This window comes from Vibrio sp. 1F169, assembly GCF_041439605.1.
GTDB lineage: Bacteria > Pseudomonadota > Gammaproteobacteria > Enterobacterales > Vibrionaceae > Vibrio > Vibrio tasmaniensis_A.
In genome coordinates this window covers 32623-50247 of record NZ_JBGOOI010000033.1, presented here as the reverse complement: position 1 = coordinate 50247, position 17625 = coordinate 32623, and the positions used below count along the sequence as shown (strand labels likewise).

The 17625-nt window shown below is 44.0% G+C and carries 14 protein-coding genes; 10 read left to right on the top strand and 4 right to left on the bottom strand.

All coding sequences use genetic code 11. From position 1 onward, the window contains the following. Positions 1 to 137: 137 nt before the first annotated feature. Complete coding sequence (locus tag ACED53_RS13845) at positions 138 to 1469, bottom strand: DEAD/DEAH box helicase (protein WP_009845828.1); 1332 nt, start codon at positions 1467 to 1469, stop codon at positions 138 to 140. A 360-nt stretch (positions 1470 to 1829) separates the two neighbouring features. Here ACED53_RS13845 and ACED53_RS13840 point away from each other — a divergent pair, with 360 nt between their 5' ends. After that, positions 1830 to 2096 (top strand): Lpp/OprI family alanine-zipper lipoprotein, encoded by a 267-nt coding sequence (locus ACED53_RS13840; RefSeq protein ID WP_009845829.1) that lies wholly within the window; start codon positions 1830 to 1832, stop codon positions 2094 to 2096. A 175-nt stretch (positions 2097 to 2271) separates the two neighbouring features. On the opposite strand, the gene ACED53_RS13835 is transcribed toward ACED53_RS13840, so the two are convergent. Next, positions 2272 to 3246: a L,D-transpeptidase family protein gene (locus ACED53_RS13835; RefSeq protein ID WP_017100924.1), complete on the bottom strand. Its 975-nt coding sequence runs from the start codon at positions 3244 to 3246 to the stop codon at positions 2272 to 2274. A gap of 346 nt (positions 3247 to 3592) precedes the next feature. Here ACED53_RS13835 and deoD point away from each other — a divergent pair, with 346 nt between their 5' ends. From deoD to ACED53_RS13815, 4 genes are all read left to right on the top strand, one after another. Then, complete coding sequence (gene deoD / locus ACED53_RS13830; protein ID WP_017100923.1) at positions 3593 to 4303, top strand: purine-nucleoside phosphorylase; 711 nt, start codon at positions 3593 to 3595, stop codon at positions 4301 to 4303. Positions 4304 to 4383: 80 nt separating this feature from the next. Then, entirely contained in the window at positions 4384 to 5853 is a 1470-nt protein-coding gene (locus tag ACED53_RS13825; protein ID WP_029223173.1) for a lactate dehydrogenase, read from the top strand. Positions 5854 to 6039: 186 nt separating this feature from the next. Next, on the top strand, positions 6040 to 7509 hold the full coding sequence (locus ACED53_RS13820) for a hypothetical protein (protein WP_009845832.1): 1470 nt from the start codon (positions 6040 to 6042) through the stop codon (positions 7507 to 7509). Next, positions 7509 to 9089: a GGDEF domain-containing protein gene (locus ACED53_RS13815; RefSeq protein ID WP_029225485.1), complete on the top strand. Its 1581-nt coding sequence runs from the start codon at positions 7509 to 7511 to the stop codon at positions 9087 to 9089. The genes ACED53_RS13820 and ACED53_RS13815 overlap by 1 nt, the downstream gene beginning before the upstream one ends. Positions 9090 to 9144: 55 nt before the next feature. Here the strand turns inward: ACED53_RS13815 and ACED53_RS13810 are convergent, their stop codons facing one another. After that, a complete protein-coding gene (locus ACED53_RS13810; RefSeq protein ID WP_029225484.1) occupies positions 9145 to 10053 on the bottom strand; it encodes a DMT family transporter in 909 nt (302 codons plus the stop codon). A 262-nt stretch (positions 10054 to 10315) separates the two neighbouring features. On the opposite strand from ACED53_RS13810, the gene ACED53_RS13805 reads away from it, so the two are divergent. From ACED53_RS13805 to ACED53_RS13785, 5 genes are all read left to right on the top strand, one after another. Then, positions 10316 to 10711, top strand: coding sequence for a DUF3302 domain-containing protein (locus tag ACED53_RS13805; protein ID WP_009845835.1), 396 nt, complete (start codon positions 10316 to 10318; stop codon positions 10709 to 10711). Then, a complete protein-coding gene (locus tag ACED53_RS13800) occupies positions 10711 to 11841 on the top strand; it encodes an HlyD family secretion protein (RefSeq protein ID WP_009845836.1) in 1131 nt (376 codons plus the stop codon). Before ACED53_RS13805 ends, ACED53_RS13800 begins: the two co-directional genes overlap by 1 nt. A 326-nt stretch (positions 11842 to 12167) precedes the next feature. After that, complete coding sequence (locus ACED53_RS13795) at positions 12168 to 12716, top strand: ECF-type riboflavin transporter substrate-binding protein (protein ID WP_009845837.1); 549 nt, start codon at positions 12168 to 12170, stop codon at positions 12714 to 12716. A gap of 6 nt (positions 12717 to 12722) precedes the next feature. Beyond that, on the top strand, positions 12723 to 14417 hold the full coding sequence (locus ACED53_RS13790; RefSeq protein ID WP_017100919.1) for an ABC transporter ATP-binding protein: 1695 nt from the start codon (positions 12723 to 12725) through the stop codon (positions 14415 to 14417). Further along, positions 14414 to 15253, top strand: a complete 840-nt coding sequence (locus tag ACED53_RS13785; protein ID WP_017100918.1) for an energy-coupling factor transporter transmembrane protein EcfT — start codon at positions 14414 to 14416, stop codon at positions 15251 to 15253. Before ACED53_RS13790 ends, ACED53_RS13785 begins: the two co-directional genes overlap by 4 nt. Before the next feature lie 152 nt (positions 15254 to 15405). Here ACED53_RS13785 and glgB read toward each other — a convergent pair whose 3' ends face one another. Beyond that, positions 15406 to 17586, bottom strand: coding sequence for a 1,4-alpha-glucan branching protein GlgB (gene glgB / locus ACED53_RS13780; RefSeq protein WP_017100917.1), 2181 nt, complete (start codon positions 17584 to 17586; stop codon positions 15406 to 15408). Between the last annotated feature and the right edge of the window lie 39 nt (positions 17587 to 17625).

The window sequence follows — 17625 nt, the reverse complement described above, 5'->3', positions numbered from 1 at the left end:
TTAGTAAGACTCGCTACACTGTGCGATCTAAACACCTTAAATGATAGGTGTTGGCCCTTCATAGGCGGTTTTTGTTTACGCTAGCTTGTATAAAGATCTGTTTTTATAAACATCATCTTTTAGCTCACACGAGTTGATTACTCGTCGTCAGTTTTTGGCGCAACTTTCTTCTTAGGGATAAATACTGTATCACCCACTGCCACATTCTTGTGGAAGCTCTTATCGCGCTTAACCGGTTTCTTCGGCGTCTTCTTAGCTTGAGTATTGGTTTTCTTCTTCGCAGGCCCGCCTTTAGCAAAAGCAGGTTTACGCGGCTTAATACCTTTGAACTTACCTTTTAGTCCTTCAAGTACAGAGAAGGTAAGATCTTGTTGAAGGTAAAGCTCAACACGCTTGAAGCTATCCCAATCCTTTGGACCAACCAAAGAGATTGCATCACCTTTGTTACCCGCACGACCAGTACGACCAACGCGGTGCACGTACTCTTCTGTATGCTTAGGCATGTCAAAGTTAATAACATGGCTTACGTTTGGAATATCGATACCACGTGAAGCAACGTCTGTTGTTACCAAGATCTTGTAAACCGCACGCTCGAACTGGCTCATGATTGCATTACGTTGCGTTTGGTTTAGGTTACCGCTCAATGCCACCGCTTTAAGCTTCTTCTCGTTTAACTTCTCGGTTAGGCGATCAGTATCAGCACGAGTTGCCGTGAAGATCATCACCTGACGGTATTCAGCTTCTTCAATAACACGATCCAGAATTGCTTCTTTATGATCTAGATGGTCACATAGGTAAAACTTCTGAGTGATATCAAGGTGCTGTTCGTTAGAAACACCCACTGAGATGCGTTTAGGCGAATCTAGCATTTCATTTGCAATGTCGTTCACTTCCGCGTGATCAAGTGTCGCAGAGAACATCAACGTTTGACGGCGACGGTGTTTAGCTGCGTTCGCGATACGACGCAATTCAGGTGCGAAACCTAAATCTAGCATACGGTCAGCTTCATCAAGGATCAGCGTTTCAACACCATCTAAAAACAGTGAGCGGTGCTCAAGGTGATCGGCCAGACGACCTGGAGTCGCAACAATAAAACGAGGGTACTTACGCAGGGCTTTAACTTGGTCGTTAAAGTTTTCGCCACCCAAGATAAGTGTGGCTTCGTAAGACAGACCACCAAGCATGCTACGCAGCTCGCCGTAAACTTGTTTTGCTAGCTCACGAGTAGGAGCCAAAATTACACCACGAGGATCTTTAGCAGAAAACGCTTTTGTTTTTAATGCTTTATGTATCATCGGCAACACAAACGCCAATGTTTTACCTGATCCCGTTTTTGATGAAGCCAATAGATCCTTACCAGCAATAGCAACAGGGATCGCTTTTGATTGGATCTCTGTCGCCTTCTTGAAGTCGTAATGTTTTAAGTTCTTCAGTAAGCGGTTATCTAAGCCTAAATCTTTAAAGTGCAAAGGACTCTCCAGTCATGATGGTATTGAATAAAATTAATTTAACGTGACATGATACCGCGAAAGTACTTTATAAGGATAGAGATCACAGAAAATTTATCCCTTTATCTCTCGTTTGCTAGCACATTGTATGCATTGTTCGTAAAGAAATAACTCTCCAAAACACATCAAAACCGGCTCTCACCCCTCCATCTCATAAACGAGACATAACGTGACGCTCAGCTAATTACCTCAAAAATTTAGTAATTTCTCTAGTTATTGTTTTTGCAGTTAAAAAATTAGTCGCTACAATCATTAATGAAGCGACTATATGATAAAGAATGTATAGCGCATCTTTTGATGATAAATAAGCAAGGAGTTCTTATGAATAAGACGTTAATCGCAGCTGCAGCCTCAGTTTTCATTTTAGCTGGTTGTTCTTCTGAGCCAGAAGAAGCTGCAATGTCACAAATGGATCAATTGACTAACCAAGTTGCTGAGCTAACCAGTGAAGTTGAAGCACTTAAAGGCGATAAAGCGGCAGCTGAAATGAAAGCTCAAGAAGCAGCTGCAGCCGCTATGGCAGCAAAAGAAGAAGCGGATCGTGCTAACGACCGTATCGACAACATCGCAGAGTCTTACACTAAATAGTTTGAGAGCTCAGTGCGATTAAGCTGTAGATTAAATCAGTCGCAAAATGCAGTAAATAGACAGCACCACCTCTTAACGGATGTGGTGCTTTTTTTCGGCGTTACTAATTCGAGTAGAAGGTACTAATTCGAGTAAACAAAGATAAACGCCCCTTATTACAGAAGAGGCAATCAAATTAGAACTCAATCACAGGTGGTGCTATCTCAACAGGCACGCCATTTTGAGCAAATATCACCGCTTTCGCTTTTGAATTTGGTAGATCTGCATCTTCAAGCCACCATTTTAATTCAACGGGGATTTGCAATAATTTCTTAGAGCCGTCGCTTCGCGTCAATGGTTCGTGAGCTTCAACAAACACGCTTCTATCTGGCTCTAAAGACACTTTGATAGGCTCATCGATTATTGTGACTTGCTCACCACGACTAACCTGTTCAAAAAGCCACTCAATATCTTTAGGTTCCATACGGATACAGCCGGAGCTGACTCGCAAGCCTATCCCAAAGTCTTTATTGGTGCCGTGTATCAGATAATCACCTGCACCATAAGCAAGTCGTAATGCATACTCGCCCAGAGGGTTTTCCGGCCCAGCAGGAACCACTTTTGGTAGCTCAATCCCTTTCTCTAGATACTCTTTACGAATTGAGTTTGGAGGCGTCCAAGTCGGATTGGGTCTTTTTTGGCTTATCTTAGTGATCATCTCTGGGGTATCTCGCCCCACTCGACCGATGCCAACAGGAAATACGTGCACCTGATTTTTCTCAGGTTCAAAGAAGTACAACCTTAACTCGGCAAGGTTAATCACAATGCCTTTTCTCGGCGTATCCGGCAGAATCAGACGACTAGGAATACTTAACACATAACCTTCAGCAGGAAGAAAAGGATCAACGCCTTTGTTTGCCGCCATTAAAGAGAGAAAACCAATATCGTATTGCTTAGCAATGATGGCCAACGTTTCGCCCGCTGCCACTTCATGCTGCTGTATTCTTCCGACAATACGACTTTCAGTTGGCGGCAACTCAAAAGTTGCAGCAGACACACACGACGAAGCCATCGCTGCCACAAACAAGGTGACCCTCACTAGAGGTAAAGCTACCTTACGTATCTGTGTTCTCATTGAGTGCAAAGGCGTCGAGTTAGCGCAATACGACATACAATTCCTTGGTTTGTCTTTTTATCAAAGTTTAGATTATCGCTGCTCAAACGTCGCGACAACGTATTGTTGCTCCAAGCTGATATGCAACAGGCCTTTATTTGTCGTTTTTCGTCTGGACATAGCGTAATTTAACCACACAAAATCGATTGCCTCTAAACTTTCAACATATTTGGTTATCTATATGAATAATACTTTAAAGGTAGAGCAAATTTGTGACAAACATCTCACGGAGCCTCGTTTTAACTCGCTAATATTGCCTCAACAAAACGAATTCAATTCAACAGAATCGGTAATTAATAAAACCCTGTTCCTATAATTACCGTTAAAACTTTGGAGAACGACCATGGCTACACCTCATATTAATGCTCAAGCTGGTGATTTCTCAGAAACTGTACTTATGCCAGGCGACCCGCTTCGCGCAAAATACATTGCAGAAACATTCCTTGATGACGTGAAGCAAGTTTGTGACGTTCGCAACATGTTTGGTTACACAGGCACTTACAAAGGTAAGAAAGTTTCTGTAATGGGCCACGGTATGGGTATTCCATCGTGCTGCATCTATGTACATGAGCTAATTGCTGAGTACGGCGTAAAGAACGTTATTCGCGTAGGTAGCTGTGGTGCGGTACGTGATGACGTTAAACTAATGGACGTTGTTATCGGTATGGGTGCATCGACTGACTCAAAAGTAAACCGCATTCGTTTCAACAACCATGACTTCGCGGCAATCGCTGATTTCGGTCTTCTAGAAGAAGCCGTAAACCAAGCACGTGCACAAGAAGTTCCAGTTAAAGTTGGTAACGTATTCTCTGCAGACCTTTTCTACACTCCAGAAGCTGACCTTTTCGAAAAAATGGAAAAGCTAGGCATCCTTGGTGTTGATATGGAAGCAGCTGGTATCTACGGTGTTGCTGCGGATCTTGGTGCTAAAGCTCTAACTATCCTAACAGTATCTGACCACATCATCCGTGGTGAGAAACTAAGCTCTGAAGATCGTCAAAAATCTTTCAACGACATGATGAAAGTTGCTCTAGAGACTGCAATCAACATCTAACGAATTGATAAGATACATTGAAAAGCGTTACCCCGCAGCCAAGCTCACTTGGCTGCTCAAATAATCCCGAGGGGGAGATCGTGTCTAACGACAAGCTGCCAAAAGATGCGGATGGTTTGCAACTCAACTTTTGTAAAACATTGGCGTGTGACAACTTTGGCTTGAGCGATGCAAAACGGTATGTTTTGCAACACGCAAACCCTAAGCGTCCAGCGATGGTTTGTCGTGAATGTGGAGCTTTCCCCCCCTTACTTAACAATCGTGAAGTGTTAAGCGAACTTCATCGCCTAAGACAACTTCACAGCGACGGGCTCCCTGCTTGTCGTAATGATGATTGCGATAACTTTGGCTTATCGGTTCATACCCACAAACATCTTTATCATGCCTTCGGCTACAGTGGCGATAGGCAGCGTTACAGATGCAAAGACTGCCAATCAACCTTCGTTGATAAGTGGTCAGGATCCAACAAAAAACTTCAGTTTCAAGAGAACCTCATGGGCTTATTGTTCATGGGATATTCAGTACGTGAAATTTGTAGAAAGTTAGAGATCAATCCAAAGACTTTCTATGATCATGTTGACCATATCGCCAGTCGCTGTCGTCGCAAGTTAGCGATGATCGATGCTCGTTGGGTCAACCATGCTAAAGATTACGAATTCGCTTCTCACTACCAACGCCTGCAACCGAAAAGCAACAATGGTGTGGTATGGATAGCGACTGGCGAGGCACACTCTGGCTACATCCTTTGCCAACACGTCAATTACTCTCAAAATGAAGAACCATCTGGAAGTGCTGATCACAACCCTTATGATGACGTTGCACGCTTTGTGTCTAAAGAGCACTCTTCAGAAGCGAATCTCGAACTTCCTCAGCCGTCTGACAAACTGAAAGAGCGCATTGAGCAGCAATACCAAGTGATTCTTGCGAGAGGTAATGTCGAGGATCCAATGGGGAACCTCACGACATTCAGTTACCCTTCGAAGGGCGCGCTAATTCGACCGCCTTATACTTCCTATGCTCACTTCCTACACGTGCTTGATATGTGTGATGAGAATAAGCATGTCACGATCTATATGCCACAAGACCCATTACTAAGATCTGCCGCTCTAAGCGTTTGCTTGCCGCGTATTCAGAGTCAAAATGTTGACCTTATGTATGTAGAGGAAGACTCAGGTTGGCAAGATGACCAAAATTTTGAAAAGATCGACATCGTTCATATGAGTTGGTGGCGCGATCGTTGGGCTATCGCGAGTCAAGGTGACAGTCAAAAAGGTATCTGCTACCTAACCGGTAACAATCCAGAACCAAAACAGTGGTTTAATACAGCTTCAATTCAGCAAACAAAGTTCTATCAACAACGTTTTCAGTTGTTATTTGATAGCTTCATCAATGAGCCAAGACGTAAACTTCGTCCTGGGGGCATTCTTCCATTACTCGACATATTTAGATCTTGGCACAATCTGTGCTACCAAGATAAGCAAGGGTTGACGGCAGCACAACGCTTAGGTGTGACAGAGCAGCCATTAACTCTTAAGCAATTGCTTTCATAGAGATTTACCATCTAGACAAGCGCTCTAGAACTCATTGATTTCAAAGCAAAAGCATGAGATAACACCCAGAATTGGAAAAGATACGTGTCCCCTTTATGCTCAGCGAGAGATAATTGATGCTTATCCTCAATCACACTCCTATAATGATTGTGTTATCAATATGTTCGATAATTATGGATCTAAGCCTTGGACAAAAATCAGTACCTTCTTGAAACCGAACTAGAACAACTCAAAACTCGCGTTGATTCTGAGCCATTGGTGATCCTAGAGATCGCACAACAATGCCTAGTCAGATCAGAGCAAGTTCTGTTTGAAGAGGGCGCTATCCAGTCATTCATGTTAATGGCGAGATGTTGTTGGAACCTTATGGATTACCAGAAAGGTTTAAAATACATCAAGGAAGCCTACAAACGCCAAAGCCGATTAGATACCGATCATTTTCTCCCTGAAATTCTCCACTTACACGCTCTCCAATTCTGGGGACAAGCCAAGTATTACTCCGCCCAACAGTTCTGGATCAATGCATTAGAACAATCTGCACTGGTTGATGAAGTGGAGATTCAAATTGAATGCCTCATTGGCCTTGGCAACATTTGGCGAATGACTCACGAATATAAACTTGCACGCTCTACCCACCAGCTCGCTGTAAAAGTAGCGAATAACAGCCGCATTGGTTGGTTAGAAGGCAAAGCAAGAATACTTCTCGCATGGGATTACTACCTGCTCAACAACTATGTTGAAATGCTATCGGTGCTCGACGGTGCAGAAGAAGCACTAAAAGAATATAAAGATAATACTTGGCACGCTGAAGTATGGGATTTTCGAGGCCTTGCCCTACTTGGCCTTGAACGTTTGGATGATGCAGAACGAGCCACAGCCAAAGCGCACAAGCTAGCAGTAGAGCACAACCTTGTATGGATGAAAGCGCATTCCTACATCAGCCGAGCTAGACTGGAGCTCTTAAGAAAGAGGCCAGAACAAGCCGCCGAGTTGCTAAGGCTGGCAGAAGAGTCAGCAAACGAATTCGATAATGGCGAATTGCTTAGCCAAATTTGTTATCAACAGTCTTTAGTCGCAGAAGAAAATCAAGATTTTGAAGCCGCATTGATCGCTTTTAAGAAGTATCGTCAATATTCTACCGGCATGCTTAAAGAACAAACAAATCGTGTCGGTTTAGACAAAGCGCGCAGTTCAAAACGCCAGCTTGAACAGAGAGCTCGTAAGCTAATTAACCGCATTCGAGGTCAACACGAACACGACCCGGAAAAGCACCTCTCTTATGTCGTTTCCGAAACCTTCTGGTGGGAAAAACTGGTACTATTTAAGACGGAGCTTAAACGCTCTAATCACTGCATCATCATGTTCCATCACATCGATACCGATTACTTAGATGTCTGTACCGAGATAGCACATACCTTGTGTAATCAGAACGACTTCATTGCAAGACTAAGTTCGGAACGTGTGGCTCTTATGCTTTCCGAAAAAGACGAAGCTGCTGACCAGATCTTCAAAACTCTGACCACCATGCTAGATATCTATCCATGGCACAGAAAAGGATTAAAAGGTTCGAGACCGACCGTCAGCCTCAACGATATTTTGACGTTCCCGTTCACTCTTGAACAACTAGAAGAAGACGATGCTGAGGTAACAGAATGATGGAAACCCTATTAAGCAAGATTACAGATGCAGGTCTAGATCCTTCATCGGTATCGGGTGAAGAGGCGATCATATTCTGGAATCATATTCGCCAACACGTTTCGACGACACAAACAGAACAAGCACACTGTTACATCATCAGCTCTGAGTACCGCGCCGAGTTACAACAAAATCAAACCAGTATTGATGAATTGAAACTGGCACTCGACCTACTCCACCTTCCTACAGATATAGAAGATATTCTTACGGTAAAGACCAGCTTAAGTAATCGCTTGGTTGAAATTGGTGATTACACGTCGGCACTGAATGAATTCGTCAGCTCATCGACAATCGCCGTTGAGCACGGACATATCGATGAATATGTAATGGCTATCTTAGGTATGGGGAACCTGTGTGACGCTTACGGAGACCACAGCAGAGCTCTTCGCTACTACCAAAAAATCAATAGCATAGATCACGCGATAAGCAGTCGATCACTTCGTCTGAAATTCAAGCTTTATATGGTAGCAAGTCTGCTACTGCTCAACCGAATAACGGCGGCCAGCGACTTACTGAACGAATGCGAAGAACTGAGCATTTTAGTGAGTGATAAGCTACTCACAGCTCAGATACTGTTGTATCAAGCAAAAGTGCTCCGTGCTAAGAAAAAGCACCATGAAGCGCTTCGTTGTCTGTCAAAAATTCAATATCCAGCCAACAGTACTCAAGCAAGTTGGCTCGCGACCATGACTCGTCTAGAGTTAGCACATTGCTTGAGTGCGACCGGAAAGCAAGACTATGCAAGTATGATCTTGTCGAGCACCCACAAACGTGTGAAGCCCGGCTCGTCACCTGTGCTTGCGAAGCGCTTCTATGATTCTCTAAGTGATGTATGTTTGAATCAAGGTCGTTTTGAAGAAGCGCTGAGCTACGAGAAGAAAGGCTACCGAATTGAAACGGATCTGATGAAGCAGATCCCGATCAGCGAACTTGGTGCAAGCCAACTGCGCCGTCTATCTCGGTTTGAATTACAACTTAAACTCATTCTCTCCGAACAAGAGAACAAAGAGCTTAAAGAGACAACAGAGCAACATAAAAATACAGTTGCTCAGCTACAACAAGATGTTTTCACCGATCCACTGACCGGGTTACACAACCGTCGCTGGTTAGATGTGAAACTGAAGGATCTACTGCTACACGAAACGCCTTTCGCATTAATGGTTATCGATATCGACCACTTTAAGTCAATCAATGATGAACTGAGCCACTTAGTGGGTGATAAAGCGATCGTCAGCGTTTCTCAAGAACTGCGTTCTTACTTTAAGTTTAGAGGCGCGTCATGTGTCAGGTTTGGCGGAGAAGAGTTCCTTGTCATCCTTGAGAATACTGACCTTGCGAAAGCAGAAATGCACTCTGAAAATTATCGAGAGCGTATCTTCCAATTTGGGTGGCATGAAATACTCGGCGAGCGCGGTTTAACCGTTAGTATCGGTATCACTTTGCATCGCGATGGAGAAAATACTCAGCGTACCTTCTATCGTGCAGACAAAGCCCTATACAGAGCTAAAGCCAACGGCCGTAATCAAGTGTGTACAGAATAGTGCCACGTAGGTCTGTAGGTCTGTAGGTCTGTAGGTCTGTAGCTAAGCCAACCTCTTATTGATAAAAGAACAAAGAGATTCCACCTAATGCGGCAAGTGTCCCGATGATACTTTGCTTTGACACCCTCTCTCCTCTAATCGCATAAATCACCAAAATAAAGACCGGGCTGGTCGCTATTAATGTTTGAGCAATCGCAGGGTTGGCATTTTTCAACGCCACTTGCTGAAGCCATAGAGCGAGAAACGTCCCGACAAAGATTGCCCCTAATAACCAAAGTTTATCGAGCTTGGTCATTGCCCATAAATCTCTTTTTATCGACGAGTACGGCTTCTTTTCAACGAAAGGGATAATCAGCATTACGGCAAACACGCCAATCGTCAGGCGAATCAAAGCACCTAACAATGGTGGAATGTCACCCGCCACCAATGCGTAGTGGGAAATCACCACGCCCGACGCCTGACAAACACTTGCCATAAGCCCATATCCAATGCCACCCCACTGTGCTTTGTCATTAGAAATATCATTACCGTTCGCTGATTTCGACGGCTGAAAGACCACAAAGGTCACCGCTAAGGTTGTTATCACAACACCGAGCCAACTTTGCAAAGTGAGTGCCGCGCCAAGAAACATTAATGCCAAAACACCAGAAAGAGGTGGAGCCAGAGATTCCAGCAACAAGGTCTTATTGGCACCAATTCTTTTTAATGCCGCAAAATAAGCACTGTCACCAACTGCGATACCAATGACTCCCGAGATCGCCAAGATCCCAAAATGGTTAGCACTCAGTTCGAATTCAGGCATAGGTATTAACGGCATGACCAACAGCATCATGCCAGAGGCTACAACCCCCTTAACAATGTTCAACTGCATCGCAGAGAAGCGATGTCCAAATTGCCCATAGATCCATGTCGCACATGCCCACACCATCGCAGCGCCAATGGCCGCTAATTCACCTATATACATCCGCATTTATCCTTTATTTATTGTTGTTATGGCTATGATTATGGCTATGCGCATCGTTTGAATCAGAACTGTCATCTTGTCAGCAAGAAATCCGAAATAACCTATTCAAGTTCAATTGGATTTTATAAGATCCATCAGTGATTTTATTCTCATTATTAGCAGCAACATATTATTTTCAGATTGGTAAATCATTTTTATAACAATTACTTGGATGATAGCGTAGTATATTTGTAACTAACATCTAACATTACAAGGATCTGTTATGTTTTTAGACTACTTTGCACTCGGTCTACTGATTTTCGTAGCATTAGTTATCTTTTACGGCATCATCGTTATTCACGATATTCCTTATGAAATTGCGAAAGAACGTAATCACCCTCATCAAGATGCTATTCATGTCTCAGGCTGGGTTAGCCTATTCACTTTACACACTATTTGGCCGTTCCTTTGGATTTGGGCTACGTTGTGGCGCAAAGATCGTGGCTGGGGCTTCGCTAAGCTTGAAGAAGAACAACATGATATTCATCACCGAGTCGACACTCTCATCGACCAAGTGAGTGCACTTCAGAACGAAATCGCACAGCTAAAGCAAGCGGGCACTGAGCAAAACAGCACAGAGAAACAGACAAACAACGTTCAAGATCAGGAGGCTAAGTAATGGATTTACTGCTGATAATGACCTACGCGGCGCTTTGTATTACGATTTTCAAAGTATTCAAAATCCCACTAAACAAATGGACTGTCCCAACAGCCGTACTGGGTGGTGTTGTCCTCATCGGTACTTTGATTCTATTAATGAACTACAACCACCCTTTCACACAAATCGGTAATCAAGTTTACTCAACGACACCGATTGTTTCAGGGGTTCGAGGCAAAGTCATCGAGGTTCCGGTTGAAGCAAATAAGCCTCTCAAGCAAGGGGATATCCTTTTCAAAATAGACCCGATTCCTTTTGAAGCTGAAGTTGCTAAGCTGCAAGCCAAAGTAAAAGAAGCGAGTCAAGGAGCCTTAGGTCTAGAGTCGCAAGTTGGAGAAGCTGAAGCTGCCAAAATAAAAGCCATTGCAGAAAGAGATAAAGCACAACGTGAATTCTCTCGATACAAGCGAGGCTTCGAAAGTGGCGCATTTACAGAGCAACAGCTCGATACTCGTCGACAGGCATACAAAGCCACAGAAGCAGCTGTGAAAGTAGCCGAAGCAAACCAACAACAAGCTCAGATCGCACTTAACTCTGAGATTGGCGGTGAGAATACAGCGGTTGCAGGCTTACTTGCTGATTTACGTAAAGCTGAATTCAATCTTGACCAAACGGTAGTAAGAGCACCAACCGATGGCTACGTAACTCAACTCGCTCTTCGTCCTGGTGTAATGGCTGTACCACTACCATTAGCGCCGGTGATGACCTTTGTTCACACTGAGGCGCAATTCTATACCGCAGCCTTTAGACAAAACTCACTACAACGCCTGCAACCTGGCTACGAAGCTGAGTTTCTATTTAGAGCACTACCAGGAAAAGTATTTAAAGGACGCATTGATGAAGTCATCCCAGCCATTGGTGAAAGCCAATTTCAAGCTCGAGGCACGCTTCTAGGTACTGACGCACTACGTACTAGCGGCCGCGTATTTGTTAAGCTGACCATCACTGATGATCTGTCTGAGTACCATTTGCCTATGGGTACTGCCGTGGAAGTGGCCGTTTATTCTGATAGCTTCACTCACGTATCTATCATGCGTAAGGTGCTTATTCGCATGAAGAGTTGGCAAAACTATCTATATCTAGACCACTAACCGTATCTAGACCACTAACTAGAGCTAGACCACTAAACGGTCGTAGATATACGACGACCCCGCTTAACACATTGTTAATATGAATCAAAAAGCCAGACTCGTTCTGGCTTTTTTGTTGCTTGATTAACCGTAAAATTGCGCTTTTTACATGATATTAATGCGTCTAGATGGAATTTTAGACATCTAGACACTTACCTTCCCTTATGGAAGGGTTCTACTGTATAATGCGCGCCTTATTTTTTATATTTGCCCAAAAAACGTTCTCATTGAGACGCATATTAATAATGGCGAATATTATGCTTTATTTTCAGTATTCGAGGTTATCTATGAACTTTTCAGCTAAAACAGTCGTCGTTATTGCTATTGGCGCGGCACTGTACGGCATTGGTGGTTTACCTATGTTTGGTGTCCCAGTGTTTGCTAACACGACATTGAAACCAGCAATGGCAGTCCTAGCACTGTTTTCTGTTTTGTTTGGCCCTATTGTTGGCTTCTTGGTTGGCTTTATCGGTCACTGGGTAACGGATTTGTTCGCAGGTTGGGGGGTATGGTTAACTTGGGTATTAGGCTCAGGTATTGTCGGTATGGTTATCGGCTTATTCCCAATGATGACTAAGAATCGCCTTCAACAAGGTGAACTGCCAATGAAAGATTTTGCACTGTTCGTGGTACTTGCCCTTGCGGGTAACGTTGTGGGTTATGGTAGCTCCGCGTTCCTAGACACCATCCTATACGCAGAACCGTTTACTAAAGTCTTCACTCAACTGTCTATCATCGCTGCGGGCAACACTATTCTTATCGCAGTGGTAGGCTTCCTGATCCTAAAATCAGTCGCTAAACGTAACAAACAAAGCCGTAACCTGACCGAGGCATAAACGCTAATGACTATAGCATTTTCGAACTTCTCTTTTAGATATGAGTCGCTGGATAAACCGACGCTAAAAAATATCAATCTAAGGATAGAGAAAGGAGAGAAAATCGTCATTATTGGACCAAGTGGTAGTGGTAAATCTACGCTAGGTCAGTGTCTCAATGGTCTGATACCTCATGCAATTAAAGGTGAGGTATCTGGTTCTTTAGAGATCAACGGCAAGAATGTGTCTGAGTTTTCAATGCACGACTATACCGAGCAAGTCGGCACAGTATTGCAAGATACTGACAGCCAATTTGTGGGGTTAAGTATCGGTGAAGATATCGCGTTCGCATTAGAAAACCAGTTGATGTCGAACATTGATATGTACCCGTTAGTTAAATCGACAGCAAAAATGGTCGACCTAGCGGATATGCTTGAGCGCTCTCCTCATGACCTTTCAGGTGGTCAAAAACAGCGAGTATCGTTAGCGGGTATTTTAGTCGATGATGTCGATATCTTGCTGTTTGATGAGCCTTTAGCAAGCCTTGATCCTAAAACGGGCAAAGCAACGATTGAGATCATCGACCAACTTCATAAAGAAACCAACAAGACTATCGTGATTATCGAGCATCGCCTTGAGGATGTTCTACATCGAGATATCGATCGTGTAATCTTAATGGAGCGCGGTGAAATAGTCGCGGATATGACTCCGGATGACATCTTAGCGTCCAAGTTACTTGAGACGCACGGTATTCGTGAACCTCTCTACTTATCTGCACTTAAAGCAGCGAAAGCCCCTCTGACTAACGAAGATAAACTTTCAAACCTCAAAGCTTTGGATTACAAAAGATTCCGCCCAGCAGTTCAAGCTTGGTTTGCTGAGCGCCCGGCACCGGTAGCAGAGAAACAGTACCAGCCTTTACTCGAAGTTCATGGCTTAACTTATTCTTACGACGGCGAAAAAAATGCACTCGAAGATGTGAGTTTCAAAATTGGTAAGGGTGAGTTTGTCTCGATTTTGGGCAAGAACGGTTCGGGTAAATCCACTATCACCAAACTCATCATGGGTGTGATAGATGCTGATTCAGGTTCTTCCTATCTAAATGGTCAAGACTTATCTGAACTTTCCATCTTTGAAAGAAGCCAGAAAGTCGGTGTGGTGATGCAGAACCCGAATCATATGATCTCACATCATATGATTTTTGATGAGATTGCTTTTGGTCTTCGTAACCGAGGTATTGCAGAACAACTGATCACAGAAAAAGTAGAGAACGTTCTTGAGCTTTGCGGGTTAAGTAAGTTCCGCCACTGGCCCATTGAAGCTCTGAGCTATGGTCAGAAAAAGCGTGTAACGATCGCGTCTATCTTAGTGTTGGAGCCTGAACTCCTCATCTTAGATGAGCCAACAGCAGGCCAAGACTACCGTAACTACACATCGATGCTGGCATTCATCCAAAAGCTTAACCGAGATTTGGGCATTACTGTTGTGATCATCTCACACGACATGCACTTGGTTCTAGAATACACCACACGTTCGATCGTAATCGCAGACAGTAAGTTAATTGCTAATGCAGCCATGACGGAAGTGTTTAGTCAGCCATCGCTTTTAGAACGTGCGAACCTTTGTACTACCAGCATTTATGAACTTGCGACTATAATGAAAATCGACGACACCAACGCTTTTATGCAGTACTTCATCGACGACGAGAGAAGCTCGCTATGAATGCATCAAAAGTAAAATTTGGCATCAATTACATTGATACCAAATCACCGTTACACGCACTGAACGGCATCACTAAATTTGTACTTTTTCTCGCTTGGGTCACTGTGGTTTTAACTACGTTCGACCTGAGATTGATCGCGTTGCTTATTGTGACTGGTTTATTCCTGCTAAAGCTCACCAATGTGCCTGTGCGCGTTTATAAGCCTTTGTTATTGGGAACGGTGAGTGTATTAAGCCTAAATGCTTTGTTCATGTATCTGCTTGCTCCACAGCAAGGTACAGAGCTCATCGGCAGCGAGACTCTATTGCTGACACTGCCGAGTAACTACTCGTTGAGCCAAGAGACTCTGTTTTATTTAATCACTGTCACGCTCAAATACATGAGCATGTTCCCGATAGCGTTAATATTCGTCTTTACCACGCACCCGACCGAGTTTGCCGCAAGCCTCAACCGTATTGGCGTTCCATACAAAATCGCCTACGCGGTCAGCTTAACACTGCGTTATTTACCTGAAGTTAAAAAAGACTTCATCAATATCATGCACGCGCAACAGGCTCGTGGCGTTGAACTATCGAAGAAAGCACCTTTACTCACTCGCATCAAAAACGTTGCTAAGGTTCTAGGTCCGCTCATTTTTTCTAGCTTAGACCGTGCAGACGAGATTTCAAACGCAATGACGTTACGAGGTTTTGGCAGACATAAGTCACGGACTTGGTATAGCTATGCGCCTTTGAAACGTATCGATTATGTTTGGCTAATGGTTATCGCCTTTATCGTTGTGTTAGCGATCGTAAAGCGTGTTTTAGAACCACAATTATTCTGGTATCCATTTTAGGTTTTTCATTGAAAGCATCGCTTAAATAACGTGCTGTATAATGTTCTACTTAACGAAATTCAAGCCGTTTTAGAGTGAAAATCGAAACAAAAAAAGGGAGCCTCAGGGCTCCCTTTGTCGTCTTTGTGATCACTTACTTACTGTGATTGTTATTAGTTTAATTTGTAAAACACCGTTGATAGTGGTGGCAAACGCAGCTCAATCGACGTATCCAAACCTTCGCTTGCTATTGATTCAACCTGAGCAACCTGCTTCACTTCAAAACCGCTGCCTGCGTAATCAGCCGAGTCAGTATTCAGCAATAGCGAGTACTGGCCTTGGGCTGGAACACCTAAGCGGAAACGCTCATGAGGAACGGGCGTAAAGTTAGAAACAACCAATACTCGTTCACCCAACTCACTAATACGTTCATGAGCTAAGATACTTGCTTCAGCAGAATCTTGTAGACGCCATTCAAAACCTTTCGGGTCGAAATCAAGATCGTGCATTGCCGCCTCAGAGCGGTATAGATTGTTCAAATCTTTCGTTAAGCGTTGAACACCTTGATGGCGTTCATATTCCAACAAGAACCACTGCAGTTGATCATCATGATTCCATTCAGCCGTTTGACCGAATTCAGCGCCCATGAAGTTCAGCTTTTTACCCGGTTGTGCATACATGTAACCCATGTAAGCGCGTAGGTTAGCCGTTTGCTGCCACTCATCACCCGGCATCTTGTTGTGGATAGAGCCTTTACCGTAAACCACCTCATCGTGAGACAGAGACAATACGTAGTTTTCGCTGTGAGCATAAACCAACGGGAAGGTAATCGTATCGTGGTGATATTTACGGTTGATTGGATCTTCTTGAATGTAAGACAAGCTATCGTGCATCCAACCCATGTTCCACTTAAAACCGAAGCCTAAACCGCCCATAAAGGTTGGTGCTGAAACACCCGGGAAAGCCGTCGATTCTTCAGCAATTGTCATCGCATTCGGGAAGTGTTTGTACACTTCTTCGTTCATCCACTTAAGGGTCGCGATGGCGTCGTAATTTTCATTGCCGCCGTCTACATTCGGAATCCATTGATCATGGCTACGCGAGTAATCGAGGTACAACATCGAAGCAACAGCATCAACACGAATGCCATCGATATGGAATTGTTCGAACCAGTACAATGCATTTGCTACTAAGAAGCGACGAACATGCTCTTTACCTAAGTCGTAAATGTACGAGTTCCAATCTTGGTGCCAACCACGGCGTGGATCTGGATCATGGAACAAAGGCGTTCCATCAAAGTTAGCTAAGCCGTGATCATCACTTGGAAAGTGTGCAGGAACCCAGTCCAGAACAACACCTAAACCGGCTTGGTGACATTGGTCGACGAAGAATTTGAAATCATCTGGAGAACCAAAACGACTTGTTGGCGCAAACAAGCCTATTGGCTGATAACCCCAAGAGCCGTAAAACGGGTGCTCTGAAACCGGCATCAACTCTACGTGTGTGTAACCGAGATCCGTTAGATATGGGATTAGCTCTGCCGCTAGCTCACGGTAGTTTAGGAATTCACCTTCAGCATTGCGCTTCCAAGAGCCGGCATGCAATTCATAGAATGAAAGGGCTTCTTTGCGCTTTTGCGTCACTGGGCGATTCTGCCATTGAGAATCTTGCCACTGGTAGCGAGCGTGATCGTAAGTCACAGATGAAAATGATGGGTACTGCTCAGAGTAGAAACCCCATGGGTCAGCTTTATGTGGCAAGCCTTCGCCATCAGGCCCTTTTAATTCAAACTTGTATTGTGCGCCTTCTTCCAGATCAGGAATAAATAAGCCCCACATACCATAATCTAGACGCTGCATTGGGTGGCGACGACCATCCCAAGCGTTGAAGTTACCCACCAAGCTAGCCGCTGTTGCATGCGGTGCGTACACCAAGAAACGCGTGCCTGAAATCGTCTGTCCATCACGCTCTAGCGTAATAAACTGAGCTCCCATGTGATGATACATATCTTTAGGTGTATGAAGATCCTCATAACTCGCGTACAGATCATGGTATTGGTATGGATCATCGATGATCTGCTCTACTCCATTCCAATCAACCGCAAGCTTGTAGTGAGTAAAACGTAAGTCTCTTTCTTGCTTAAGAATGAAACCACTTTCACCCTCTCGCGCTAACTTAATACGAGGTTCCTTTCCAACAATCAACTCGACTTTATCTGCCCCAGGAATCCACACTCGTAATGAACCTTGTTCAGAAGGTAAGTATGGCCCTAAAAACGCAAATGGATCTGTGAAGCAAGCCTGTGATAGTTGGGTATATATTTGTTTTTGCTTTGAAATCGAACTTAGTTCCAAAACGCTTCTCCCTAACCAAACATCCAAAAAACATAATAC